Origin of the sequence: Comamonas sp., assembly GCF_009360615.1 — a bacterium.
Taxonomy (GTDB): Bacteria; Pseudomonadota; Gammaproteobacteria; order Burkholderiales; family Burkholderiaceae_C; genus Comamonas.
Window position 1 is genome coordinate 76,548 of record NZ_SPEY01000028.1, and the last position, 22,484, is coordinate 99,031.

Annotated in this window: 16 protein-coding genes and 1 pseudogene; 6 read left to right on the forward strand and 11 right to left on the reverse strand. The window is 62.4% G+C overall.

Annotation, left to right across the window (positions count from 1 at the left end; all coding sequences use genetic code 11):
- Window positions 1–102: 102 nt before the first annotated feature.
- Window positions 103–897 carry an aldo/keto reductase gene (locus E2583_RS10330; RefSeq protein ID WP_291595473.1) on the reverse strand — a complete coding sequence of 265 codons (795 nt, stop codon included), beginning with the start codon at window positions 895–897 and terminating at the stop codon, window positions 103–105.
- A gap of 261 nt (window positions 898–1,158) precedes the next feature.
- Between E2583_RS10330 and E2583_RS10335 the strand changes: the two genes are divergently transcribed.
- From E2583_RS10335 to E2583_RS10345, 3 genes are all read left to right on the forward strand, one after another.
- Window positions 1,159–2,010 (forward strand): DUF2167 domain-containing protein, encoded by an 852-nt coding sequence (locus tag E2583_RS10335; protein WP_291595475.1) that lies wholly within the window; start codon window positions 1,159–1,161, stop codon window positions 2,008–2,010.
- An 85-nt stretch (window positions 2,011–2,095) separates the two neighbouring features.
- Window positions 2,096–2,848, forward strand: coding sequence for a hypothetical protein (locus tag E2583_RS10340; protein WP_291595476.1), 753 nt, complete (start codon window positions 2,096–2,098; stop codon window positions 2,846–2,848).
- Between the two features lie 62 nt (window positions 2,849–2,910).
- Window positions 2,911–3,225, forward strand: a complete 315-nt coding sequence (locus E2583_RS10345; protein ID WP_291595478.1) for a DUF2322 family protein — start codon at window positions 2,911–2,913, stop codon at window positions 3,223–3,225.
- A 151-nt stretch (window positions 3,226–3,376) separates the two neighbouring features.
- Here E2583_RS10345 and E2583_RS24675 read toward each other — a convergent pair.
- From E2583_RS24675 to E2583_RS10375, 5 genes and pseudogenes are all read right to left on the reverse strand, one after another.
- Window positions 3,377–4,100: pseudogene (locus tag E2583_RS24675) on the reverse strand (GGDEF domain-containing protein); the annotation flags it as partial.
- Between the two features lie 76 nt (window positions 4,101–4,176).
- Window positions 4,177–5,337 (reverse strand): YbdK family carboxylate-amine ligase, encoded by a 1,161-nt coding sequence (locus tag E2583_RS10360; RefSeq protein ID WP_291595482.1) that lies wholly within the window; start codon window positions 5,335–5,337, stop codon window positions 4,177–4,179.
- Window positions 5,327–6,610 (reverse strand): cation:proton antiporter, encoded by a 1,284-nt coding sequence (locus tag E2583_RS10365; RefSeq protein WP_291595484.1) that lies wholly within the window; start codon window positions 6,608–6,610, stop codon window positions 5,327–5,329. Before E2583_RS10365 ends, E2583_RS10360 begins: the two co-directional genes overlap by 11 nt.
- A gap of 399 nt (window positions 6,611–7,009) precedes the next feature.
- Entirely contained in the window at window positions 7,010–8,185 is a 1,176-nt protein-coding gene (locus tag E2583_RS10370) for a M20 aminoacylase family protein (RefSeq protein ID WP_291595486.1), read from the reverse strand.
- Window positions 8,186–8,200: 15 nt separating this feature from the next.
- The gene (locus tag E2583_RS10375; RefSeq protein ID WP_291595488.1) at window positions 8,201–9,544 is read right to left on the reverse strand and encodes a DUF3100 domain-containing protein; all 1,344 of its coding nucleotides are present in this window, start codon (window positions 9,542–9,544) and stop codon (window positions 8,201–8,203) included.
- A 177-nt stretch (window positions 9,545–9,721) separates the two neighbouring features.
- Between E2583_RS10375 and E2583_RS10380 the strand changes: the two genes are divergently transcribed.
- On the forward strand, window positions 9,722–10,660 hold the full coding sequence (locus E2583_RS10380; protein WP_325800993.1) for a LysR family transcriptional regulator: 939 nt from the start codon (window positions 9,722–9,724) through the stop codon (window positions 10,658–10,660).
- A gap of 152 nt (window positions 10,661–10,812) precedes the next feature.
- Here the strand turns inward: E2583_RS10380 and E2583_RS10385 are convergent, their stop codons facing one another.
- The 5 genes from E2583_RS10385 to aceE all read right to left on the reverse strand — a co-directional run bounded on the left by E2583_RS10385 (window position 10,813) and on the right by aceE (window position 18,814).
- Window positions 10,813–11,289, reverse strand: coding sequence for a GFA family protein (locus E2583_RS10385; RefSeq protein ID WP_291595492.1), 477 nt, complete (start codon window positions 11,287–11,289; stop codon window positions 10,813–10,815).
- A 161-nt stretch (window positions 11,290–11,450) separates the two neighbouring features.
- Window positions 11,451–13,280, reverse strand: a complete 1,830-nt coding sequence (gene lpdA / locus E2583_RS10390) for a dihydrolipoyl dehydrogenase (protein ID WP_291595494.1) — start codon at window positions 13,278–13,280, stop codon at window positions 11,451–11,453.
- Window positions 13,281–13,374: 94 nt separating this feature from the next.
- Window positions 13,375–14,250, reverse strand: coding sequence for a hypothetical protein (locus E2583_RS10395; protein WP_291595496.1), 876 nt, complete (start codon window positions 14,248–14,250; stop codon window positions 13,375–13,377).
- A 115-nt stretch (window positions 14,251–14,365) separates the two neighbouring features.
- Window positions 14,366–16,081, reverse strand: a complete 1,716-nt coding sequence (gene aceF / locus E2583_RS10400; RefSeq protein WP_291595498.1) for a dihydrolipoyllysine-residue acetyltransferase — start codon at window positions 16,079–16,081, stop codon at window positions 14,366–14,368.
- Window positions 16,082–16,099: 18 nt separating this feature from the next.
- Entirely contained in the window at window positions 16,100–18,814 is a 2,715-nt protein-coding gene (aceE, locus tag E2583_RS10405; RefSeq protein ID WP_291595500.1) for a pyruvate dehydrogenase (acetyl-transferring), homodimeric type, read from the reverse strand.
- Window positions 18,815–19,123: 309 nt separating this feature from the next.
- Here aceE and E2583_RS10410 point away from each other — a divergent pair, with 309 nt between their 5' ends.
- Window positions 19,124–21,691, forward strand: a complete 2,568-nt coding sequence (locus E2583_RS10410) for a PAS domain S-box protein (RefSeq protein WP_291595503.1) — start codon at window positions 19,124–19,126, stop codon at window positions 21,689–21,691.
- Window positions 21,688–22,338, forward strand: coding sequence for a response regulator transcription factor (locus tag E2583_RS10415; protein WP_291595505.1), 651 nt, complete (start codon window positions 21,688–21,690; stop codon window positions 22,336–22,338). Before E2583_RS10410 ends, E2583_RS10415 begins: the two co-directional genes overlap by 4 nt.
- Window positions 22,339–22,484: the final 146 nt, after the last annotated feature.

The following is a 22,484-nucleotide window of genomic DNA, read 5'->3' on the forward strand; positions in this document are numbered from 1 at the left end:
GGGAAACGGTCCGCGCTCCGGTCGGAGTATGGGTACAGTCAGCGCGATTCCCAGACCCCATCGCCATCACACGGCCACGAACCGCCCAGAGGCCCTCCTCGCTCAGAGGACGTCCAGAGGCAGCTTGAAGCGCGGCGGGGGCGAGGCAGCATCGATCAGCGCCAGCTCCTCGGCGCCGAGCCGCAGCTGCAGTGCGCGGGCATTGTCTCGGACATGGTCTGCAGACCCGCTCTCGGGAATCGCCAGCACCCTGCCGCTGCGCAGGACCCAGGCCAGGGCCACCACACTGGCACTGACGCCATGGCGATCACCGATTTCACCCAGCAGGGTTTGCGCGACCAGCTCTCCATGTCCCAGCGGGCAATAGGCCATCACGGTCACGCCGTGTTTCAGACACCAGGGCAGCAAGTCATATTCGATACCACGGCTGCAGGCGTTGTAGAGCACCTGGTTGACCGCGCAATTGCGTCCTCCCGGAACTTGCCACAGCTCCTGCATATCGTCGATGTCGAAGTTGGACACACCCCAATGGCGGATCCTGCCTTGCGCCTTCAACGCTTCGAACGCGGCGACCGTCTCCGCCAGCGGCGTGTTGCCACGCCAGTGCAGCAGGTAAAGGTCGATACAGTCCACTCCCAGCCTGTCGGCGCTGCCTTCGAACGCGCTCATCACCCCTTTGCGGCTGGCGTGCATGGGCAGTACCTTGCTCACCAGAAAAGGTCGGGACCGACGGGGCGACCACTCACGCAGCACATCCCCAATCAGCTCTTCGGAAAGGCCGTCGCCATACATCTCCGCAGTGTCAATCACGGTCAGGCCGAGCTGCAGTCCGGTGAGCAAGGCCGCTTTCTCCTCCTCCAGGCTGCGCCGCCCCTGGCCGAGATGCCAGCTGCCCATGCCAAGACTGTTGTGTCCCTGTAACAAAGATGCGGGGCGGTGCATGCGAGCGATCTCCAAGGAAATTCTTCAAAAAACTGCCGACTGCACCATATTACCGATGCAAGGCGCTATCAATCCTGCTTGTTTTGTCATCTCAGTTTGAGCCGCGTTATGCTTCACCTGAGAATCAACGACCGATGATCCGAACGCGTCTGTGGCATCACGTTCGTTGTTTCCAGTCGCTTTCCTCAATATATTCATAACTCGGGAGTTCATTGCATGCTCAAGTCCATCGCGGCCACCGTTATCGGCCTGTCACTGTCTCTTGGCGTATGGGCCAAGACAGAGACCCCCCAGGAGTTGCCCCCTGAAATCAAGGCCTTGCACTGGCAGGAAAGTGGCAAGGGAGAAATCGCAGACAAGGCCAGCATCAGGATTCCGTCGGGCTATGCCTTTCTCGGTCAGGCCGACACCTCCAAGCTGTTGCAGGCCTTTGGCAACCCACCCAGCAGCGATCACTTTCTGATCGCCCCCAAATCGCTGGACTGGTTTGCCGTGTTTTCCTATGACGACACCGGCTACGTGAAGGACGACGAAAAGATCGATGCCGACGGGTTGCTCAAATCCATGCAGGCAGGCGACAAGGCCGGCAACGAGCAGCGCAAGAAGCTGGGCCTGGAAGCTCTGTACACCGACGGCTGGCAGGTTCCCCCACATTACGACACCGCCACCAAGCGGCTGGAATGGGGTCTTCGCCTGCGTGGCGAATCGGGCGAAAAGAACGTCAACTACACGTCGCGCATTCTGGGCCGCAGCGGCGTGATGACGGCCACCCTGGTCTCCGACACCGCCACACTGGCCCAGAACACCGATGAGTTCAAGAAAGTGCTCGCGGGATTCGACTACCACAGCGGACAGACCTATGCCGAGTTCAAGAACGGCGACAAGGTCGCTGCCATCGGCCTGGGCGCGCTGGTGCTCGGCGGCGCTGCCGCAGTGGCCACCAAGAAAGGCCTGTGGGGCGCGATTGCCGGCTTCCTGGCCGCAGGCTGGAAATTCGTCGCTGCGGCAGCCGTCGCCCTCTTCGCAGGCATCGGCAAATTGTTCGGCCGCAAGAAGGCCGCTGAATAGGCCCATCGCCGACCCACGACCTCCGTGTCCAACCCGCCCCGCGAATCGCTAAGATCGCGGGGTTTGTCCTGTCCGGAAAGCCGTCTTGTATTTCACGATCTCCACGCAGTTGCAGGTGGTTCTCGCCATCGTCCTGTTCTATCTCTACGACGCGGCCCTGCTGCTCAAGCCTGAAGAAGGCTTGCTGAGCCCGCTTCGCTCGGGATGGCGGGCTCAGCTGGCCAGCCAGGGTTTCGAGCTGCGTCGGAACCGTCTGCTGTGGCTGCCGATTTTTGCGCTTCACCAGCCCGCCTACCGGCTGCACTGGAGCACCACGCAGATTCGGCTGCCCGGCGAAGCGGCATTGTCCACGGCACTGGAGAGACATTCCCGCAGCTTCAAGGCCTTCGCGCTGCCCTTGTATCTGCTGGCTGCGCTGCTGTTTCTCGGACTTCCCGCCGCGCTGCTGGTGCTGCATTCCGAGCGGCTGCAACTGATTGCGCTCGCGCTGATCTATTGGAGCACGGCCTGGCTGAGCTGGCTGACCCTGCGCCATGGCAGGCAAGGGCACAGCAGCGAGGCTTTCGCGCGCTCGACGGCACTTCAAATTCTGCTGTGCCCTCCATTTGCGCTCAATGTGGTGCGCAAGCTCGCGCTGTCTCATGAGACGCAAGCCGACTTGCTGCAGGCGGCCCAGGCCCTGATGGGGGCCTCCCAGTGGAAGGCGCTGGCAGCACAGGTTCAGCAGCAGATGCAGCGAGAAATGGATGAGATTGCAGAACTGCCCGAATATGCACCAACGCTTGCGCAGATGCAGCAGTCACTGAGCGAACTGGCGCAAAACAGCGCCCGAAGCTGAACCAGCCTTCCAGCTGCCCCCACAATAGCAGCTTCCATCACAGCGACCTTCGCGAGCACACCATGGCCTTTGCCGACAACCTCAAGCAACTTCCCTCCATCGACCATATCTCCGAACTGCAACTGATCGACCCCGACGGCAATCTCTCCGCCACGGTTCCCAATGCACCCGGCAAGGCAGGCTCGGTCAAGGTCTACCACGCGCTGTTTGCCAAATACGGCAGCATCAATGTTGCGGCTGCCGAAGAAGGCCTGCAGCTGTTTGCCGAACACACCGAAGATGCCAAGGCTCGCCCGGGTGCCCATCCGAATATCGATCGACTGCTGGAGGTGATTGCCAGCGGCAAGGGCTATGACGTGACAGTGATTGAAGCCTGATTGCGCCCCAGGCCCTTTCCCTGATGGAAGGGCTTGATCCACCTGCCGGGCCCTGGGTCGTCTTCGGCCAGAGTTCTTCGAGACCCATGCGCTGGACGCGATTGCACCCTGCGCGCTTGCCTCGATAAAGCGCTGCATTGGCCTGCAGCAGCGCAATATCAAATGCGTTAGAGACGATGAAGGGACTGGAAACGCCAATCGTCGCCGTGCAAGTAATCGTGCCATGCAGGCTGACGCCCGGTATGGCGATCTCACGGATCGCAACGCGTATTCTCTCGGCCTGCTTCAGGGCTTCATCCCCCTGCAGTCCCGGACAGAGAATCACGGACTCCTCCCCTCCCAGACGACGTATCACCCTTGCGCGTGCATTGCACGATCACATGGGACACGTGGCACAGGACGATGTCGCCAAGCTGTTGCACGTCGCTGTCGTTGATGCGTTTGCAGCGGTCAATGTCCACGATCAACAGGTGGACGGGCGCGGCTTTTGCAGCCGCGAAATGCGCCTCCAGGCCGATCAGCAGACCTCGCCGATTGAGCAGCTTGGCGAGCGGATCCTGGGCGGCCATGCTGCCGAGTTCGTCGGCAAGATGTCTCAGCACCGAGCAGCTGCAGTACGCAGGCGCAGCCGAGCAGCAGGTTGCCCTGGGCCAAATCTCCATGCCCATCTTCCTGCCGGTCAGTCCGCGACGGATCAGAAGAAACAGCACGTAAAGCAAAGCAGATGCACGCAAAGCATGCTCAGGGTAACGCTGGCAACCGTGGAATTGCTCATATAGGGCGCAGACAGATGCGAAATGGCTCAGGCCATTGCTGCACGCTGCGGCACCTGAGAGTCGGCAAAGCAGAACCGGCAACTGCCTTGTGCGCCCCATCGATCCGCACTCGTAAACATCTCCATCTGTAGACGACTGTATCGGGCCGATGATGTCAAAACGGCTCAGAAGCGGCTCAGAGGCGACCGGAAAATCTGAGCGAAGCCTGTCTCACCACCTCGGGCAATTGCTGCCCCCTGGCGTAGCTCTCGCGCAGCCAGCTCGCATCGTTGCCGCGCTGCAGTACCAGTGCCAGCTCCTTCAGCGCGCTCTTGCCGGATGCCGGCGCATGACTGGTGATGCGATTCAGAGTCTGCTCTATGTGCTCACGCAGCGAGAGTTGCTCGCTGCTGGCCGGGTCCACGTACGTGCCGTCCAGACCGAAGCGGCAAGCCTGAAAGCGGTTATAGGTATAGACCAGATAGTCGTCCTCGCAGGGTTCGAAAGGCTGTTCGCTGAGGAACCAGGCACCCAGCGCCTGCACATAGGCCGCCAGTTGTGCCGCACGATCGATGGACAAAGGCGTGTCGAAGACCCGAACCTCCACGGTGCCGAACTCGGGCTTGGGACGGATATCCCAGTAAAAATCCTTCATGCTGTGGATGACGCCCGTCGCCGCCATCTTGGCAAAGTAGCGCTCGAAATCCTCCCAATGCAGGGCAAATGGCGCACGGCCCGACAGCGGAAAGGCAAACACCGAGTTCAGACGCGCGGAGTCGAATGCCGTGTCCTGGCCCTGCACGAATGGGCTGGATGCCGAAAGCGCGATGAAGTGCGGGATATAGCGCGAAAGCCGGTGCAGCATCATCAGCGCATCGTCGGCACTGGGACAGCCCACATGCACATGCTGGCCGAAGATCGTGAACTGCTTGGTCAGATAGCCGTACAGCGCCGTCAGCTCCCTGAAGCGCGGCTTGTCGTAAATGCGCTGCTGGTGCCACTGCTGAAACGGATGCGTGCCGCCGCCGGCCAGAGCGATATTGAGCCGGTCGGCCGCCTTGACCAAGGCATCGCGCGTAACGGCCAGTTGCTCATAGGCGTCCTGCGCATCCTGACAGATGCCCGTCGAGATCTCTATCATGCTGGACGTCACCTCGGGCACGATGGATCCCGGCACCCTGGCGTTCTTGAGCAGGGCCAGCATATCGGGCGCATACGGCGTCATGTCGTAGTGATGGGTGTTGAGCAGCTGCAACTCCAGCTCCACACCCAGGGTCAAGGCCTGGGAGGGCGCGAATTCCCCCGGGCCGATGGCATCAGCACCTGCTGGCTGGGCTTGTTCGGTTTCATGCGTCATGGCGCTTTCCTCCTCTTTGCAAGGCCGCACGACCCACGCCGCGATGGGCGTCACCGCTGCGCCAAAGGGCGGTTGCGGCCAGCAGCACACCCAGTACCTCGCACAGGACAATCATGGGCAGTGCAATGGCAGCCACCTGCTGGGCCACGCTGGCGTTGAAAGCCGTCCACTGCATTGCAATACCGGACACCATCAGCAGCGCGAGCCCCGACAGTGCCAGCTGTCCGCAGGCTACGGGCCATTGCCTGCGCCAGCCGAGCCCGGTCCCCAGGCCCAACAGCAAGATGGAGCCAAACTTGCCCAGCATTCTCGCCAGGACAGCGGCGGCCACCACAGAAACCATCGCCACAGACAGATTCACCTGAGAGGCCATGCTGGCCACCAGCACGAACATCAGCAGATTGAGCATGGCATTGGCCGCCTGAAAGGCCTGCGGCCAGATCAGCGGCATGGGACTCAGGTTGCGCAGCATCAGCCCCGCGACCATGAAGCCGAGTGCGGCAGAGCCGCCCCATTGCTCGGCCAGGAGACAAACCGCAGCCATGGCCGCCAGCAGGTACAAGGCCGTGGTGTCGCTGCGCGATGACTGCCAGCGCAGGACCGGCCAGAAGGCCAGAGTGGCCAGCGAGGCCCAGGCCAGGGTCAGCAGCAAGCTGAGCAGCAAACGCCCCAGCCCCGCAGACGAAAACTGCAGTCCGCCGCCCGCCGCTGCAGCGACGGGCACGAACACCACTGTCAGCACCAGAGCCCCGAGCAGCGCCAGCAGACTGCTGAGGGTCGCCAGCAGCAAGCTGCGGTCGGTCACAGCTCCGCTGGCCCGCAGATCATCGGCAATGCGCAGCAGCACTGCCGGCGATGCAGCGACGGAGATCACGCCGACGGCCAGCGCCACGGCCCAGCCCCAGCCCAACGCCAGCAAGGTCGCCGCCACCACGGCCAGCGTGACCAGCGACTCGCCCAGACTCTGCAGCAGCAGCAAAGGCTGGCGCAACAGCCAGGGCAAGGAAACCTGGGAGGCCGCCAGCAGCAGGCTTGCGCCGACAGCCACCTCCAGCAACACCGCCGTACTCCCCTGCAACGGCCAGGGCAGATCACCAAAGCCTACCCCTCCAGCCACCAGGCCAACCAGGGTATAGCCCAGCATGCGCGGGTAGCCGGTGAAACGGCGAACCAGATGGCCAAGCAAGGCGGCGGCTGCCACCAGCACGCACCAGCTCAGCAGCGGCGGAAAAGCGGCGGTCCAGATGCCCGCCTCGAAATTGCCGAACGGCATAAAGCGCCCTCCTGTATCAAGACCCGGACAGTGCGACAAAGTCACAGCACCAGGATTGGTGCAGGCAGCGTTGCGAGAAATGCGGACAGCGCCGCGTGTAAGCCCGGACATGCGCCGGATGCAACACCTGCTGTTTGGCCGGCCCGTCCTGCATCCGGAGGATCACGGCGGCCGCCACGCACGATCCCGAGACAGCCCGAAGCCACATGGGCGCTGTCCAGGAACGCTACAAACATCATAGAGGCGTCGGCACGAATCGCGTTACAGGGTGTCAGCCTTCCGACATTTCTGTGACCGAATGCATTGCTTGTGGAGGTTTTGCAAACCGTCAGGGCATGAAAAATGCCGGAGTCCACTCGGGGTGGGTCCGGCATCGGTCCATGCGGCAAAGCGCCTCGGTCAGACGGGCAGCCTGCCATCCTTCAGCAACGCCCCCACCAGTTCCACCCAGTAACGCATGCCCAGCGGCAGACTGGCGTCGTTGAAGTCGTACTTGGGGTTGTGCAGGGAAGCACTGTCCTCGCCATTGCCGAGCCAGATATAGACGCCCGGGCATTCCTGTGCCATGAAGGCAAAATCTTCCGAAGCCATGCTGGGCACCATGTCCCTGCGGACCTTGCCTTCGCCCAGCACGCGGGTCAGCACCTCGGCGCAGACTTCGGCATGCCGGGGGTTGTTGACGGTCGCAGGGTAGCTGACGCGGTAGTCGAGCTGGGCCTCCAGGCCGTGCAACGCACAGGTCGCGGCAATCGCATCGCGAAAGCGCTGTTCGATGCGCGCGCGCTGAGGCATGTCGAAGCAGCGCACGGTGCCACGCAGCTTGATGACTTCAGGCATCACGTTATAGGTGTCGCCGGCGTTGAAGCTGGTCACGCTCAGCACGGCCGGCTTGTGCACCTCCTGCTCGCGCGCAACCAGCGCGGGCAGCTGCGTCACGAGCTGGCAAGCCGCCAGCAGCGCATCCTTGCCCAGATGCGGCATGGCGGCATGGCATCCCTTGCCGGTCAGCGTCAGATCGAAGATGTCAAAGGCCGCCATCACGGCTGTGGAATGCACGGCAGCCGTCCCCACGGGCAGGCCGGGCCAGTTGTGCATGCTGTAGACCGCGTCCATGGGGAAACGCTGGAACAGCCCCTCCTCGATCATGGCGCGCGCGCCACCCTCGTTTTCCTCGGCGGGCTGGAAGATGAAATGCACGGTCCCGGCGAAATCGGGCGCCGAGGCCAGGGCCTGGGCCGCGCCCAGCAACATGCTGGTATGCCCGTCATGACCACAGGCATGCATGCGGCCTGCGTAGGTCGATGCATGCTCGCACCGGTTGAGCTCGGTCACATGCAGCGCATCCATATCGGCGCGCAAACCGATCGAGGGACCGGGTCCGAGACTGCCCCTGAGCACTGCAACCACTCCGGTGCCAGCCAGGCCGGTGTGCACTTCGAGGCCGAAGCCCTTCAGCAGCTCGGCCACGCGCGCACTGGTACGGTGCTCCTGAAATGCCGTTTCGGGATGCCGATGAAAGTCGTGACGCCAGGCCTGCAGTTCCTGCTGGCCGGGCCACTTGATGGTGTTCATCATGGTCTGGCTCCGGTTCTACAGCGTGTGCACAAAGGTCTGGGCGATCAGCGTCGCGGCCAGGAATACCCCGGCATTGGCCAGCAGCGAAACCACCACGATGCGCCAGCCCAGCCGGCGGAAGGCCGGAATGTCCTTGGCCAGCGACAAGCCCGCGAACGTCAGCATGGGCGTGATCATGGCGAGGAAGTTGACCTTGCCGGTCAAAGCCGCCACTTCGGCGGCATACGGCGTCAGCGGGAACGTCATGGCCATGGCGATGAACGAAATCCAGCACACGGCGGGCAGCACGCGACGCGTGCCGACATAGATGAGATCGCCGACCAGCACGGCGGCAATGATCAGCAGCACGCCCGGCAGCGCGTCCATCACGGGAACGCCATGGCCGATGCGGTTGCCGATCAGCACCATGGCACCGACCAGAACCCAGCAAGCCAAGCGCATGCCCAGGCCCAGCGTCGGCACCTGTGCCTGTTCCTCATCCTTGGCGGCTGACAGATCTACGGCCTGCTCCACCACGGCCTGCCTGCGCTGGCGACCCAGAATCGGCTCCAGCCATCGATAGGCATGCAAGGCCAGGGGCAGCGAGATGAACAGGGTCAGATAGGTTCCCACCGTTGTCGCGATCAGATTGGCGGCAGCGGCAAAGGTGGCAATCTGGTCGCTCATCTCGGGATGCTGGGCGGCAATCGCGCCAACGGCAGCAGCCGTCATGCTGCCCGAGCCCACACCGGCCCCCATGCCCAGTGCCAGCGGGTGAAAGATATTGAGGCTTGAGACAAAACCGGCCAGCAGCGAGATGAAGATGGCGCCGATCAGCGTACCGGTGATGTACTCGGCCAGCACGCCACGGCCTTCGGGAGAATCCATGCCGAAGCGCTCGCCGATGATGGCCAGGCCCGGTTCGCGGCCGATCGAGAAGGTTGCGCCAATCGCCTCGCGCTTGATGCCCAGCAACAGGGCCACCGGCATGCCCAAGGCCACGCAACCGACCAGATTGCCCAGCTCCTGCAGCACCAGACCCCAGCCGACCTCGGCCAGCTTGGGCAGCGAGCCTCCCACCAGCAGTCCCAGCTTGGCAATGAACAGGAACAAGGCGCAGGACAGCACGGCTGCGGCCAGATTCTGGCTGTGCAAGCCCAGCTGCAGCGGCCCCGGCAGGCGCTTGCGCGACAGGCCCAGTACCAGGCCGATGAGCAGCGCCCAGATCATGGGCAGCAGCACCACCTTGCCGATGCCCAGCGAAATGGGCAGCGGCCCCAGCCACTCGGACAATGCTGCAATCACCAGCGCCAGCGCAAATACCTGCACCACGCTGCCCACATTCAACGCGGCCTTGGCCGGCTGCACCTCTGTACGCATCCACATTCCTCGCGCACGACGGCCGCTGCCGACGCGCTGAAATAGCTTTGAACCCTGAAAATGGGCAGGGCCAGCCCAGGCTGGCGCTCACCCATGCGGGCGCTGAATATAACAATGCATATATTGCATACGCATTCTTTTTCTGTTCTAAAAAAGTGAACATACGTATGAATACAGATGCAATTTGGCGACGACAATCGCCGCATGCCCGCCTTTCAAGACTCCCGCGCCCGCTATCTGTTTGAAGCCGTTTACTGCGGCTCAGTCCGTGCCGCAGCCGAAAAACTGGGCATCGTGCCCTCGGCCGTCAGCCGCCAGATCAGCCTGCTCGAAGAGGAACTGGGCGTGGCCCTGCTGGAGCGCCACCGTAGCGGCGTGGTGCCCACCGAAGCCGGCCAGATTCTGCTGGACTATCACCGCGAACACACGGCCCACCGCCACGACATGCTGGCCAAGGTCGATGCGCTGCGCGGGCTTCACAGCGGCAGCGTCAGCGTGGTCAGCGGTGAAGGCTTTGCGCAGGAGCTGATCGACGGGCCGATACGCAATTTTCGCCAGCAGTATCCGGGCGTCAGCATCTCGCTGGAGATCTACGGCACGACCGAGATCATGCGCCGCATCCGCGAGGACGCGGCCGAGATCGGCCTGGTCTACTACCCGCCCGCCGACAGCCACGTCACCGCCCGCGGTACAGCGCGCCAGCCCATGCACGCCATCGTGCACGCGCAGCACCCGCTGGCCGGCGCTGTACAGACCTCGCTGCAGGAACTCAACCAATGGCCTATCGCCATGCTGCAGGGCGTGTACGGCATCCGCCAGCTCGTGGAATATGCCGAACACAAGGACAGGATCCACCTCAGCCCGGCGCTGACCAGCAACCTCATCAGCGTGCTGCTGGCCTTTGTCACCAGCGGCCAGGGCGTGACCTTGCTGCCGCCCTGCTCCGTCACGGCCGAGCTGGCAAGCGGACGTCTGCGCGCCATTCCCATCCACAATCCGGCTTTTCAGGACGCCGAGATGCAGCTCATCACGCGCACCGGCCGCCACCTGTCCCCTGCCGCCAATCGCTTTCTGCTGTATTGCATGCAGGGCATGCAGGCGTTTCAAAAGCAATGACTGCCCCATTCGGCGGCGGAGACCGAGAAATACAGCGCCCTGTATCCCAAGATCGGCTGGCGGCCCTTGCTGTTGATCTGCGACGTGGTCGCCTCCCTGGAAGGCCCCTACATGGGCGATGACTTCGCCGCACAGCATTCGACGCTCTCACATCATTCTTCAAGCTGCGCTTCGGCCAAGGGATTCGCCACATAACGCAGCCAGCCTGCCGCCACCGGCTTGCCGGCCGCATCCCCCATGCGACGGTCGCTGGGGTGAGAGCGCCCTTCGCTCACCACCACCTCGGCAAAGTCAAACGGGCTCATGCCCGCTAAGCAAGCCACATTCACACCGTACTGATGCGGTGACGAGCGTCTCTGATGAAAGGTATAGATGCCGCAGTGCTTGCAGAAATAGTGCTTGGCCTGCCCGGTGTTGAACTGGTAGAGCGTCAAGGCATCATGCCCCTGCAACACCTCGATGCCGCTCAGCTCGGCCGACACCGCCACGGCACCGCGCATTCGGCAAAACGAACAGTTGCAGCGCCGCACGGTGTTCAGGCCGTCGCTGAGCAAGACGGTAAAGCGCACTGCGCCGCAGTGGCAGGCGGCATTCTGGGGCTTGGATAGGTCGAGACTTGGGTCAGGCATGGCTGTGCTCTCTTCGTCACGGTTCTGGCGAGAAACGGAAGTACTCAGGCCAAGGATATCAATGAATCCACGGCTGAAGACCTTGCCGAACGCGCCATCGGTTCTCTGCCATAAAAAAAGGCAGCCCGAAGACTGCCTTTGTGTGCGCAAACGCCAGGCGCCTACTTGCGCGCGGGAGGCACGTCCGTGCAGGAGCCATGGGCCACTTCTGCCGCCATGCCAATGGACTCCCCAAGGGTTGGGTGGGGGTGAATGGTCTTGCCGATGTCCACCGTGTCAGCGCCCATCTCGATGGCCAGGGCGATTTCGCCGATCATGTCGCCAGCATGGGTGCCGACCATGCCGCCGCCCAGGATGCGGCCGTGACCGTGGGCTTCAGGGGAATCGTCAAACAGCAGCTTGGTAAAGCCTTCGTCGCGGCCATTGGCGATGGCGCGGCCCGAGGCGGCCCAGGGGAAGAGGCCCTTCTTGACCTTGATGCCTTGGGCCTTGGCCTGGTCTTCGGTCAATCCCACCCATGCGACTTCGGGATCGGTATAGGCGACCGAAGGAATCACGCGGGCGTTGAAGGCGCTGGATGCCAGCTCCTTGTTGCCCTGCAGTTCGCCAGCGATGACTTCGGCAGCCACGTGCGCTTCGTGCACGGCCTTGTGGGCCAGCATGGGCTGACCCACGATGTCGCCGATCGCGAAGATATTGGGCACATTGGTGCGCATCTGGATGTCGACTTCGATGAAGCCGCGATCGGTCACCGCCACACCAGCCTTGTCGGCGCTGATCTTCTTGCCGTTGGGGGTGCGGCCCACGGCCTGCAGAACCAGGTCGTAGGTCTGGGGCTCGGGCACGGTGACGCCGTCCTTGGCAGGCGCGAACGTGACCTTGATGCCTTCGGGCGTGGCTTCGGCACCCACGGTCTTGGTGTTGACCATGATGTTGTCGAAACGTGGCGCATTCATCTTCTGCCAGACCTTGACCAGATCGCGGTCGGCGCCCTGCATCAGGCCATCCATCATTTCCACCACATCCAGGCGCGCGCCCAGGGTGCTGTAGACAGTGCCCATTTCCAGGCCGATGATGCCACCGCCCAGAATCAGCATGCGCTTGGGCACTTCCTTCAGATCCAGGGCTCCGGTGGAATCAACCACGCGGGGGTCCTTGGGCATGAAAGGCAGGTGCACGGCCTGCGAGCCTGCGGCAATGATGGCGTTCTTGAACTGAACGATTTTCTTGCTGCCGGTCTTCTCCTGGCCGGTGCCGGTGGTTTCTTCCACTTCGATGTGGTTGGCCGAGACGAAGTTGCCGTAGCCGCGCAGGATGGTGACCTTGCGCATCTTGGCCATCTGTCCGAGACCGCCGGTCAGCTTGCCGATGACCTTTTCCTTATGGCCGCGCAGCTGGTCGATGTTCACCTCGGGCGCCGCGAACTTCACGCCCGCCACTTCCAGGTGCTTGACCTCGTCCATCACGGCAGCCACGTGCAGCAGCGCCTTGGATGGGATGCATCCCACGTTCAGACAGACCCCGCCCAGGGTGGCGTAGCGCTCGACGAGCACGACCTTGAGGCCCAGGTCGGCTGCGCGGAAAGCGGCGGAGTAGCCGCCAGGGCCACCGCCCAGAACGACCACGTCACAGTCCATGTCCACGGTGCCGGCAAAGTTGCTGGCGACGGGAGCGGGAGCCGCCGCCACAGGGGCTGGAGCGGCTGCGGCAGGCGCAGGGGCCGCTGCCTGAGCAGGTGCGGCGACGCCGCCGGCTGCGGCTTCCAGTGTCAGCACCAGCGAGCCTTCGGCAACCTTGTCACCGACCTTGACCTTGATTTCCTTCACGACGCCGGCATGGCTGGAAGGAATCTCCATGGAAGCCTTGTCGCTCTCCACGGTGATGAGGGACTGATCCACGGCCACGGTGTCACCGGGGTTGACCAGCAGTTCGATCACGCCCACTTCGGCGAAGTCGCCGATATTGGGTACCTTGATATCGATGAGGCTCATATGCGCTCCTATCTTGGTTTTTGTCTCTGCGCCGCCCGATTCGCTCAGGCAGCTGAAAACGGTATTTCCGGGTTGAAGCCTGGCGGCTGACGCCTTAGCTCCAGTCAAAAGTCAGCAATACGGTACGGCTTTCAGGCTCGTAGAACAGCAGGGTTTCGGTGCCGCTGGCGGCAAAAGCATCGGCATTGGCACTGCAGATGAACTCGAAGTGCGCACCGGTTTCTGGGTGGATGGGGTGAATGCCATCGTCCGTGCCGGTGTCGCTCAGCAACTCATTCGTCAGATTGCTCCAGTTGCCGCCCCAGGAAGGGCCGCCCAGCACGCCGAGCAGATAGCGCCCGGAACTGGTTTCGTAGCAATCGGTGCCTGGCTCATACAGCGGCAGCTTGGCAACTTCAGCGGGGTCATCCCACTCGTTCGCAGCATTCCAGCCATGGGCCAGAAAGTCCCGCCTGGCCTGCTCATAGGCCGCGTGCTGGGTTGCGTAATGCAGTTCCATCACATCGCGCCATGAGTATTGGACCTCGTGGTGCAGTTCGAACGGAGGCTCCACGCCCAGTTTGACCAGTTCACGATGCTGGGTACGCACCTCGCGCCAGTCGAGCGATTTTTCGGCCCAGTCGGCACGATCCTGCTCCAGCATGAAGTAGCGCCAATCGCCCAGCAGCTCGTACTTGCCTTGATCGTCGAGCTTGAAAGCCAGCCAGTCAGGCTTGAGCAGCGCATTGCCAAACTCCTCGCCCCCCCACTCCCCGACTTGCCCTTCATAGGGCTCGCAAGGGGCAACGAGATGAATCGGCCCGCTCCAGGCATCGTCGAGTAGCGCCAGGTCGATGGTGACGAGCGGCAGGAAATGCCGCGCGTACTTCTCGACCGGCTCGGCAAAGACGTCCGCCGCATCCGGAAAAGGCCGGATGCCGGGGACCACGCCACGCAGATGCTCGATGGGATGCTGTCTCAGGTTCTTCATCTCACTCATGGGCTGGCAAGGTGACGCGCAAGGCATCTAAAAAGATAGCAGCTTGCGCAGTTCAGATAAGCGCTACAGGCCGATTTCACTAAAAATCAGCCTGCCTGTCAGCTGCTTAGAGCAGGATGCGGCGGTAGTCGGCCAGCACGGCGCCCAGATAGGCGTTGAAACGTGCGGCAGCCGCGCCGTCGATGACGCGGTGGTCGTACGACAGCGACAGAGGCAGCATCAGACGTGGCACGAACTGCTTGCCGTCCCATACGGGCTTCATCGCGCCCTTGGACAGACCCAGAATGGCGACTTCAGGCGCATTGATGATGGGCGTGAAGTTGGTGCCGCCGATGCCGCCCAGAGACGAGATCGAGAAGCAGCCGCCTTGCATGTCCGCAGCGCCCAGCTTGCCGTCGCGGGCCTTCTTGGCCAGCTCGCCCATTTCCTGGCTGATCTGCAGGATGCCCTTCTTGTCGGCGTCCTTGAGCACGGGAACGACCAGGCCGTTCGGCGTGTCGGCGGCAAAACCGATGTTGAAGTACTGCTTGTAGACCAGGGTGTCGCCGTCCAGAGAGGCATTGAACTCGGGGAACTTCTTCAGCGCAGCGACCACGGCCTTGATCACGAAAGCCAGCATCGTCACCTTGACATCGCTCTTGGCCTTGGCGCTTTCGGCATTGGTCTGCACACGGAAGGCTTCCAGCTCGGTGATGTCGGCCTCGTCATTGTTGGTGACGTGAGGGATGACCACCCAGTTGCGGTGCAGATTGGCACCCGAGATCTTCTTGATGCGCGACAGTTCCTTGCGCTCGACTGCGCCAAACTTGGCGAAGTCGACCTTGGGCCAGGCCAGCACTTCCAGACCGCCGACGTTGCCGCCGGACGACTTGGGAGCCACAGCCTGCTGGGCCAGGGTCTGCACGGCGCCAGCCATCACCGACTTGGTGAAGGACTGGATGTCTTCCGCCGTGATGCGGCCCTTGTTGCCCGAACCCTTGACTTCTGCCAGAGGCACGCCCAGTTCGCGAGCGAACTTGCGCACCGAAGGCGAGGCATGGGGCAGCTGACCCGAGGGAGCCACGGTGGGGTTGTGGGCCGCAGGTGCCGCCACAGGAGCAGCAGCGGCCACGGAAGCTGCAACCACGGGTGCAGGTGCTGCCGCCACAGGAGCGGCAACCGGTGCAGCGACGGGAGCGGAAGCCTGCACGGGGGCAGCGACGGGAGCGGAAGCCTGCACGGGGGCAGCGGCTGCGCCCTGCACCGTCATCTGACCGACGACGTCGCCCACGTTGACGGTGTCACCCAGCTTGATGGTCAGCGCCGTGATGGTGCCGGCCGAAGGCGAAGGGATTTCCATCGAGGCCTTGTCGGACTCCACGGTGAACAGCGATTGCTCGGCGGTCACGGTATCACCCACCTTGACGAGCATCTCGATCACGGCCACGTCCTTGAAGTCGCCGATATCGGGGATCTTCAAGTCCACGGTGGAAGCTGCTGCAGCAGCGGCGGCCACAGGAGCGGCAGCCACGGGTGCAGGAGCGGTGGCCACGGGTGCAGCAGCCACAGGGGCAGGCGCTGCGGCGGCAGGCGCGGAAGCCGCATCAGCGGTTTCCAGCATCACGACCACGGAGCCTTCCTTGACCTTGTCGCCCAGGGCAACCTTGATTTCCTTGACCACGCCAGCCTGGCTGGAGGGGATTTCCATGGAGGCCTTGTCGGACTCCACGGTAATCAGGGACTGCTCGACCTTGATGGTGTCACCCACCTTGACCAGCACTTCGATCACGCCGACTTCGGAGAAGTCGCCGATATCGGGGACCTTGATTTCTGTCAATGCCATGTTGTCTGTCTCCCCTTCTTAGGCGTGCAGCGGGTTGATCTTGTCGACGTTGATGCCGTACTTCTTGATCGCTTCGGCCACCGTGGTGGCGTTGATCTTGCCTTCGTCGGCCAGACCGCGCAGTGCAGCCACCACGATGTAGTGACGGTTGACTTCGAAGTGCTCGCGCAGCTTGGCGCGGAAGTCCGAACGGCCGAAACCGTCGGTACCGAGCACCTTGTAGGTACGGCCCTTGGGCATGTAGGGACGGATCTGCTCGGCGTAGGCCTTCATGTAGTCCGTCGAAGCAACCACGGGGCCGGGATGGGCAGCCAGTTGCTGGGACACGAAGGGAACCTTGGCAGCTTCCAGCGGGTGCAGCATATTGAAGCGATCCACTTCCTGACCTTCGCGCGTCAGTTCGTTGAACGACGGGCAGCTCCAGACGTCGGCCGCAACGCCCCAGTCCTTTTCCAGCAGTTCCTGGGCGAAGAAGGACTCGCGCAGGATGGTGCCGGAGCCCAGCAGTTGAACGCGCAGGCCGCTCTCGGGCACCTTCTGGCCTGGCTTGACCATGTACATGCCCTTGAGGATCTGCTCTTCCGTACCGGCTTGCAGGCCAGGCATGGGGTAGTTCTCGTTCAGCAGCGTGATGTAGTAGAAGATGTTTTCCTGGTTCTGCACCATGCGGCGCAGACCGTCCTGCATGATCACGGCCACTTCGTGAGCGAACGTGGGGTCGTACGACACGCAGTTGGGGATGGTGTTGGCCAGGATGTGGCTGTGACCGTCTTCGTGCTGCAGGCCTTCCCCATTCAGCGTGGTACGGCCCGACGTGCCGCCCAGCAGGAAGCCGCGTGCTTGCAGGTCGCCCGCCGCCCATGCCAGGTCGCCGATGCGCTGGAAGCCGAACATCGAGTAGTACACATAGAACGGGATCATGACCCGGTTGCTGTGGCTGTAGCTGGTGGCCGCAGCGATCCAGCTGGACATGCCGCCGGCTTCGTTGATGCCTTCCTGCAGGATCTGGCCGGCCTTGTCCTCGCGGTAGTACATCACCTGGTCCTTGTCGACCGGTGTGTATTGCTGACCGTGGGGATTGTAGATACCGACCTGGCGGAACAGGCCTTCCATGCCGAAGGTACGGGCTTCATCCACCAGGATAGGCACCACGCGGGGGCCGATGTTCTTGTCGCGCAGCAGCTGCGTCAGGAAACGCACATAGGCCTGGGTCGTGGAGATCTCACGGCCTTCGGGTGTGGGCTCCAGGATGGCCTTGAAGGTATCCAGCGCAGGAGCGGTGAAATGCTCGTCCGCCTGCTGGCGACGGTGTGGCAGGTAGCCACCCAGCGCCTTGCGACGCTCGTGCAGATACTTCATTTCCGGCGTATCGTCGGCCGGCTTGTAGAAGGGGATGTCCGCAATCTGGCTGTCGGGGATCGGGATGTTGAAGCGATCACGGAAGGCCTTGATGTCCTCGTCGCTCAGCTTCTTGGTCTGGTGAACGTTGTTCTTGCCTTCACCGACCTTGCCCATGCCGAAGCCCTTGACGGTCTTGACCAGCAGCACGGTGGGTTGGCCCTTGTGGCTGTTGGCAGCGGCAAATGCAGCGTAGACCTTCTGCGAATCGTGGCCGCCGCGGCGCAGATTCCAGATCTCGTCATCGGACATGTGCTCGACCATCTTCAGGGCGCGAGGATCGCGTCCGAAGAAATGCTTGCGAACGTAGGCACCGTCGTTGGCCTTGAAGGCCTGATAGTCGCCGTCGTTGCACTCCATCATGATCTTCTTGAGCACGCCGTCCTTGTCCTTGGCCAGCAACTCGTCCCAGCCCTTGCCCCACAGCAGCTTGATCACGTTCCAGCCGGCACCGCGGAATTCGCCTTCCAGCTCCTGGATGATCTTGCCGTTGCCGCGCACGGGGCCGTCCAGACGCTGCAGGTTGCAGTTGATCACGAAGATCAGGTTGTCCAGGTTCTCGCGCGAGGCCAGACCGATGGCGCCCAGGGACTCCACTTCGTCCATTTCACCGTCGCCACAGAACACCCAGACCTTGCGGTTTTCGGTGTTGGCAATGCCGCGTGCGTGCAGATACTTCAGGAAACGCGCCTGGTAGATCGCCATCAGCGGGCCCAGGCCCATGGACACCGTGGGGAACTGCCAGAAGTCGGGCATCAGCTTGGGGTGGGGGTAGCTCGACAGCCCCTTGCCGTCCACTTCCTGGCGGAAGTTCAGCAGCTGCTCTTCGGAGATACGGCCTTCCAGGTAGGCGCGGGCGTAGATGCCGGGCGACACGTGCCCCTGGATGTACAGGCAGTCGCCGCCGTGGTTTTCGTTCTCGGCGTGCCAGAAATGGTTGAAGCCGGCCGCAAACATGTTGGCCAGCGAGGCGAAGGAGCCGATGTGCCCCCCCAGGTCACCACCTTCGGGGGGATGAATGCGGTTGGCCTTGACCACCATGGCCATGGCGTTCCAGCGCATGTAGGCGCGCAGGCGACCTTCGATCTCGAGGTTGCCGGGGCACTTTTCTTCCTGATCGGCCTCGATGGTGTTCACGTAGCCGGTATTGGCAGAGAACGGCATGTCCACGCTGTTCTGGCGAGCGTGTTCAAGCAAATCCTCGATCAGCTTGTGAGCATAGTCCGCGCCTTCGCGGTCGATCACCGCAGAGAGGGCATCCATCCACTCGCGCGATTCTTGTTGGTCCAGGCCGGCGGGAAAGCCAGCGCCTTTGGGATCAGTCTGAGCTGTCATTGGGAGTGTCTCCTTCGAGAGGGGGTAGCTTTATCACGAAGCAGTGAGTGCGGCATCACACGGGTGCGGCAAGCGCCACACCGCAAGACGCGTGGCACAGCACCTTCGGGTGCTCCCCGGATTAAACCGATTCACTGTGTCGATCGCTGGCGAGTTTCGCACATTTTTTTTAGATTTCAAATTGTGCTTTGTGATTTCACTATATAAAAAAATGTTGCAAATGCACATACAGGGAAGACGGTATAGATTGTCTTTTACGCGACAGAAATAGTCGCAGATTCCACTCGGTCTCTCCCCTACACTGGAGCCATGCAAACAAGCAATCACGAACGAGAAAAAGAGGACGCAGAAAGCGCACAATCCGTTGCCCCCCCTGTACGCTGGTGGCGCAGTTGGTGGCGCAGCCTGTCGCCGACGCGGCAGGATCGCTACGCTGCTCTCGCGCCGCTGGCCTCCGTGCTGATGTTCATGGCTGCAATCATTGCGTCCTTCTGGTATTTGCGCACGGAGGAAGTGGACCGCGAGCAGGAAGCGCTGCGCCGCGACGTGGAATATGCCCAGCAGCGCGTGCGCCTGCGACTGCTTGAGCGCCAGGAGCAGTTGATGCGCATGGCCCGCGACATCGGCACCCGAGAAATGCGCAAGGCCGACTTCGACGGCCGCACAGAAGCGCTGATCAGCCAGTACCCCGAGCTGCAATCCATCACCTGGATCAACGACAAGCGCCAGGTTATCTACAGCCAGTCTGCCCCGACCGTGGCCACGGATCAGCTGCGTGCCATCGGCGAAGGCCTGCACCAAGGGGAAACCCTGCAAGCCTATGAGCAGGCCCGCGAGATGCTGCAGCCCATTTATGTACAGGAAAAAGCCCAGCCGAACGAGCTGCCCCCACTGCTGCAGCTGCATGTTCCCATCAGCGCCAACAGCCGCTACCAGGGCGAGCTGCTGGCCGAGTTCTCGGTGGACAGCCTGCTGCGCTACGGCACGCCCACGGAAGTGATGGCGCGTTACGCCATCACCATGCGCGACGCCGACAACCACGTGCTGGCAGGCACACCGCTGGCGCCGCGCAAGACACCCACCGAGCTGCTGCACTGGCGCGCCATTGCCAACGAATATGAGGTGCCGGTCTCCCCTGTGGGAACGGCTCTGATGATGCGCGCCCAGGCCTACCAGACATCGCTGGGCGTTGTCGGCAGCGGCCTGTTCTGGCTGGTAGGCACCTTGTCGGCCATGACGGCCTGGCTGCTGCTGGCCACGTGGCGCCACACGCGCCGCCGCCAGCGGGCCCAGGAAGCGCTTGTGGCGGAGACCAACTTCCGCCGCGCCATGGAAAATTCCGTGCTCACCGGCATGCGCGCCCTGGATCTGCAGGGCCGTATCACCTACGTGAACGCCGCTTTCTGCCAGATGACGGGCTGGAGCGAGAAGGATCTGGTCGGCCAGGTCCCCCCCTACTCCTACTGGCCCGATAACGACTACGACAATCTGCATTCGCAGCTGCGCGAGGAGCTGTCGGGCAAGACCATCGTCGGCGGTTTCCAGGTGCGCGTGAAACGCAAGAACGGCAGCCTGTTCGATGCGCGCCTGTATGTATCTCCGCTGATCGATGCCCATGGCCAGCACACGGGCTGGATGTCGTCCATGACGGACATCACCGAACCCAACCGGATTCGGGAACAGCTGTCGGCCTCGTACGAACGCTTCACCATCGTGCTGGAGGCGCTCGACGCTTCAGTGTCCGTGGCGCCGCTTGGCAGTGCCGAGCTGCTGTTTGCCAACAAGCTGTACCGCCAGTGGTTCGGCTCCCACACCGAAGGACACCTGCAGCTGGTGGCCCAGGCCGGCAAGCTGCCGGTTCGCCACCAGCCGGAAGCCGAGAACGAAGACGGCCTGATGGGCCTTCCCACCGGATCCATCACCGAGTCGCGCAGCGAGAACGCAGAGATCTTCGTGCCCAGCCTGGGCAAATGGCTGGAAGTCCGGTCGCGCTACCTCAGCTGGGTGGACGGCCGACTGGCCCAGATGGTGATCGCCACCGACATCACGCAGCGCCGTCTGGCCGAAGAGCAGGCGGCAGCCCAGGCTGAAAAAGCCCAGACCGCCAGCCGGCTCATCACCATGGGCGAGATGGCATCCAGCGTGGCGCACGAGCTGAACCAGCCGCTGACCGCCATCAGCAACTACAGCTCGGGCATGCTGACACGGCTGGAAAACGGCACGCTCACGCCGGACCAGATGAAGTTTGCACTGGAAAAAACCGCTCACCAGGCCCAGCGCGCCGGGCAGATCATTCAGCGCATCCGCTCCTTCGTGAAAAAGAGCGAGCCCAATCGCACGCTGGCCCAGGTGGAGGAGATGGTCAGTGAAGCGCTGGAGCTGGCCGGTATCGAGCTGCGCCGTCGCAATGTGCAGCTGACCTCCCATATCGCCGAGCGCATGCCGCCGGTGATGGCCGACGCCATCCTGATCGAGCAGGTTCTCATCAATTTGATGAAAAACAGTGCCGAGTCCATTGACATGTCCGACCGCCCGCTGGGTCAGCGCAATGTCGAATTGCGCGTGCGCCCCCAGGTCTTCGAACGACTTCCGGGCGTGGAATTCACCGTCGAGGACACCGGCAAGGGCCTGCCGCCGGAAGTGTTGGAACACTTGTTCGAAGCCTTCTTCTCCACCAAGAGCGAAGGCATGGGTATCGGCCTGAACCTGTGCCGCTCGATCGTCGAATCACATCAGGGCCGAATGCATGCCGAGAACCTCTACAATGGAACCGAGGTCACTGGTTGCCGGTTCTCATTCTGGCTACCGTTGGCAACGGGTGTGGAGACGACAACACTCACCACGACAAGCGAACCCATAAAGAGGACGATTGCATGAGTTTGATTCCCAAAAAAGGCACTGTTTACGTAGTTGACGATGACGAAGCAGTCCGCGATTCGCTGCAATGGCTGCTGGAAGGCAAGGACTACCGCGTGCGTTGCTTTGACTCCGCCGAGACCTTTTTGTCGCGCTACGACCCGCGCGAGGTGGCTTGCCTCATCGTCGACATCCGTATGGGCGGCATGACCGGCCTGGAACTGCAGGACCGCCTGATCGAGCGCAAGTCCCCTCTGCCCATCGTGTTCATCACCGGTCACGGCGATGTGCCCATGGCAGTGAACACCATGAAGAAAGGTGCCCTGGACTTCATCCAGAAACCGTTCAACGAGGAAGAGCTGCTGGGTCTGGTCGAGCGCATGCTGGATCACGCCCGTGAAGCCTTCACCGGCCACCAGCAGGCCGCAAGCCGTGATGCACTGCTGGCCAAGCTTACGGGCCGCGAAGCCCAGGTGCTCGAGCGCATCGTCGCAGGCCGGCTGAACAAGCAGATCGCCGACGATCTGGGCATCTCCATCAAGACAGTGGAAGCCCACCGTGCCAACATCATGGAAAAGCTCAACGCCAACACGGTGGCCGATCTGCTCAAGATCGCACTGGGCCAGGGCCAGACCAGCGCTGCAGCCAAGGCGGCAGCCGTCAATTAAGTGCTCCCCGCGAAATCGGAAGCCATTCCAATCGCGAGATAATCCAGGCAGCACTGGTCAGGCCTCGCGCCATAGCCAACTCCTGCTCTGATAGCTGCTAGTGCTTGCAAATCAAGTGCTAGCAGCATTTTTATTGGTACTCCTGC

Excerpts from the sequence above, each read along its gene's own strand:
- E2583_RS10330 (WP_291595473.1), bottom strand. The coding sequence starts at position 897 with ATGGGCAGCTGGCATCTCGGCCAGGGGCGGCGCAGCCTGGAGGAGGAG.
- E2583_RS10335 (WP_291595475.1), top strand. The coding sequence starts at position 1,159 with ATGCTCAAGTCCATCGCGGCCACCGTTATCGGCCTGTCACTGTCTCTT.
- E2583_RS10345 (WP_291595478.1), top strand. The coding sequence starts at position 2,911 with ATGGCCTTTGCCGACAACCTCAAGCAACTTCCCTCCATCGACCATATC.
- E2583_RS10360 (WP_291595482.1), bottom strand. The coding sequence starts at position 5,337 with ATGACGCATGAAACCGAACAAGCCCAGCCAGCAGGTGCTGATGCCATC.
- E2583_RS10365 (WP_291595484.1), bottom strand. The coding sequence starts at position 6,610 with ATGCCGTTCGGCAATTTCGAGGCGGGCATCTGGACCGCCGCTTTTCCG.
- E2583_RS10370 (WP_291595486.1), bottom strand. The coding sequence starts at position 8,185 with ATGATGAACACCATCAAGTGGCCCGGCCAGCAGGAACTGCAGGCCTGG.
- E2583_RS10375 (WP_291595488.1), bottom strand. The coding sequence starts at position 9,544 with ATGCGTACAGAGGTGCAGCCGGCCAAGGCCGCGTTGAATGTGGGCAGC.
- E2583_RS10380 (WP_325800993.1), top strand. The coding sequence starts at position 9,722 with ATGCAATTTGGCGACGACAATCGCCGCATGCCCGCCTTTCAAGACTCC.
- E2583_RS10385 (WP_291595492.1), bottom strand. The coding sequence starts at position 11,289 with ATGCCTGACCCAAGTCTCGACCTATCCAAGCCCCAGAATGCCGCCTGC.
- lpdA (WP_291595494.1), bottom strand. The coding sequence starts at position 13,280 with ATGAGCCTCATCGATATCAAGGTACCCAATATCGGCGACTTCGCCGAA.
- E2583_RS10395 (WP_291595496.1), bottom strand. The coding sequence starts at position 14,250 with ATGAAGAACCTGAGACAGCATCCCATCGAGCATCTGCGTGGCGTGGTC.
- aceF (WP_291595498.1), bottom strand. The coding sequence starts at position 16,081 with ATGGCATTGACAGAAATCAAGGTCCCCGATATCGGCGACTTCTCCGAA.
- aceE (WP_291595500.1), bottom strand. The coding sequence starts at position 18,814 with ATGACAGCTCAGACTGATCCCAAAGGCGCTGGCTTTCCCGCCGGCCTG.
- E2583_RS10410 (WP_291595503.1), top strand. The coding sequence starts at position 19,124 with ATGCAAACAAGCAATCACGAACGAGAAAAAGAGGACGCAGAAAGCGCA.
- E2583_RS10415 (WP_291595505.1), top strand. The coding sequence starts at position 21,688 with ATGAGTTTGATTCCCAAAAAAGGCACTGTTTACGTAGTTGACGATGAC.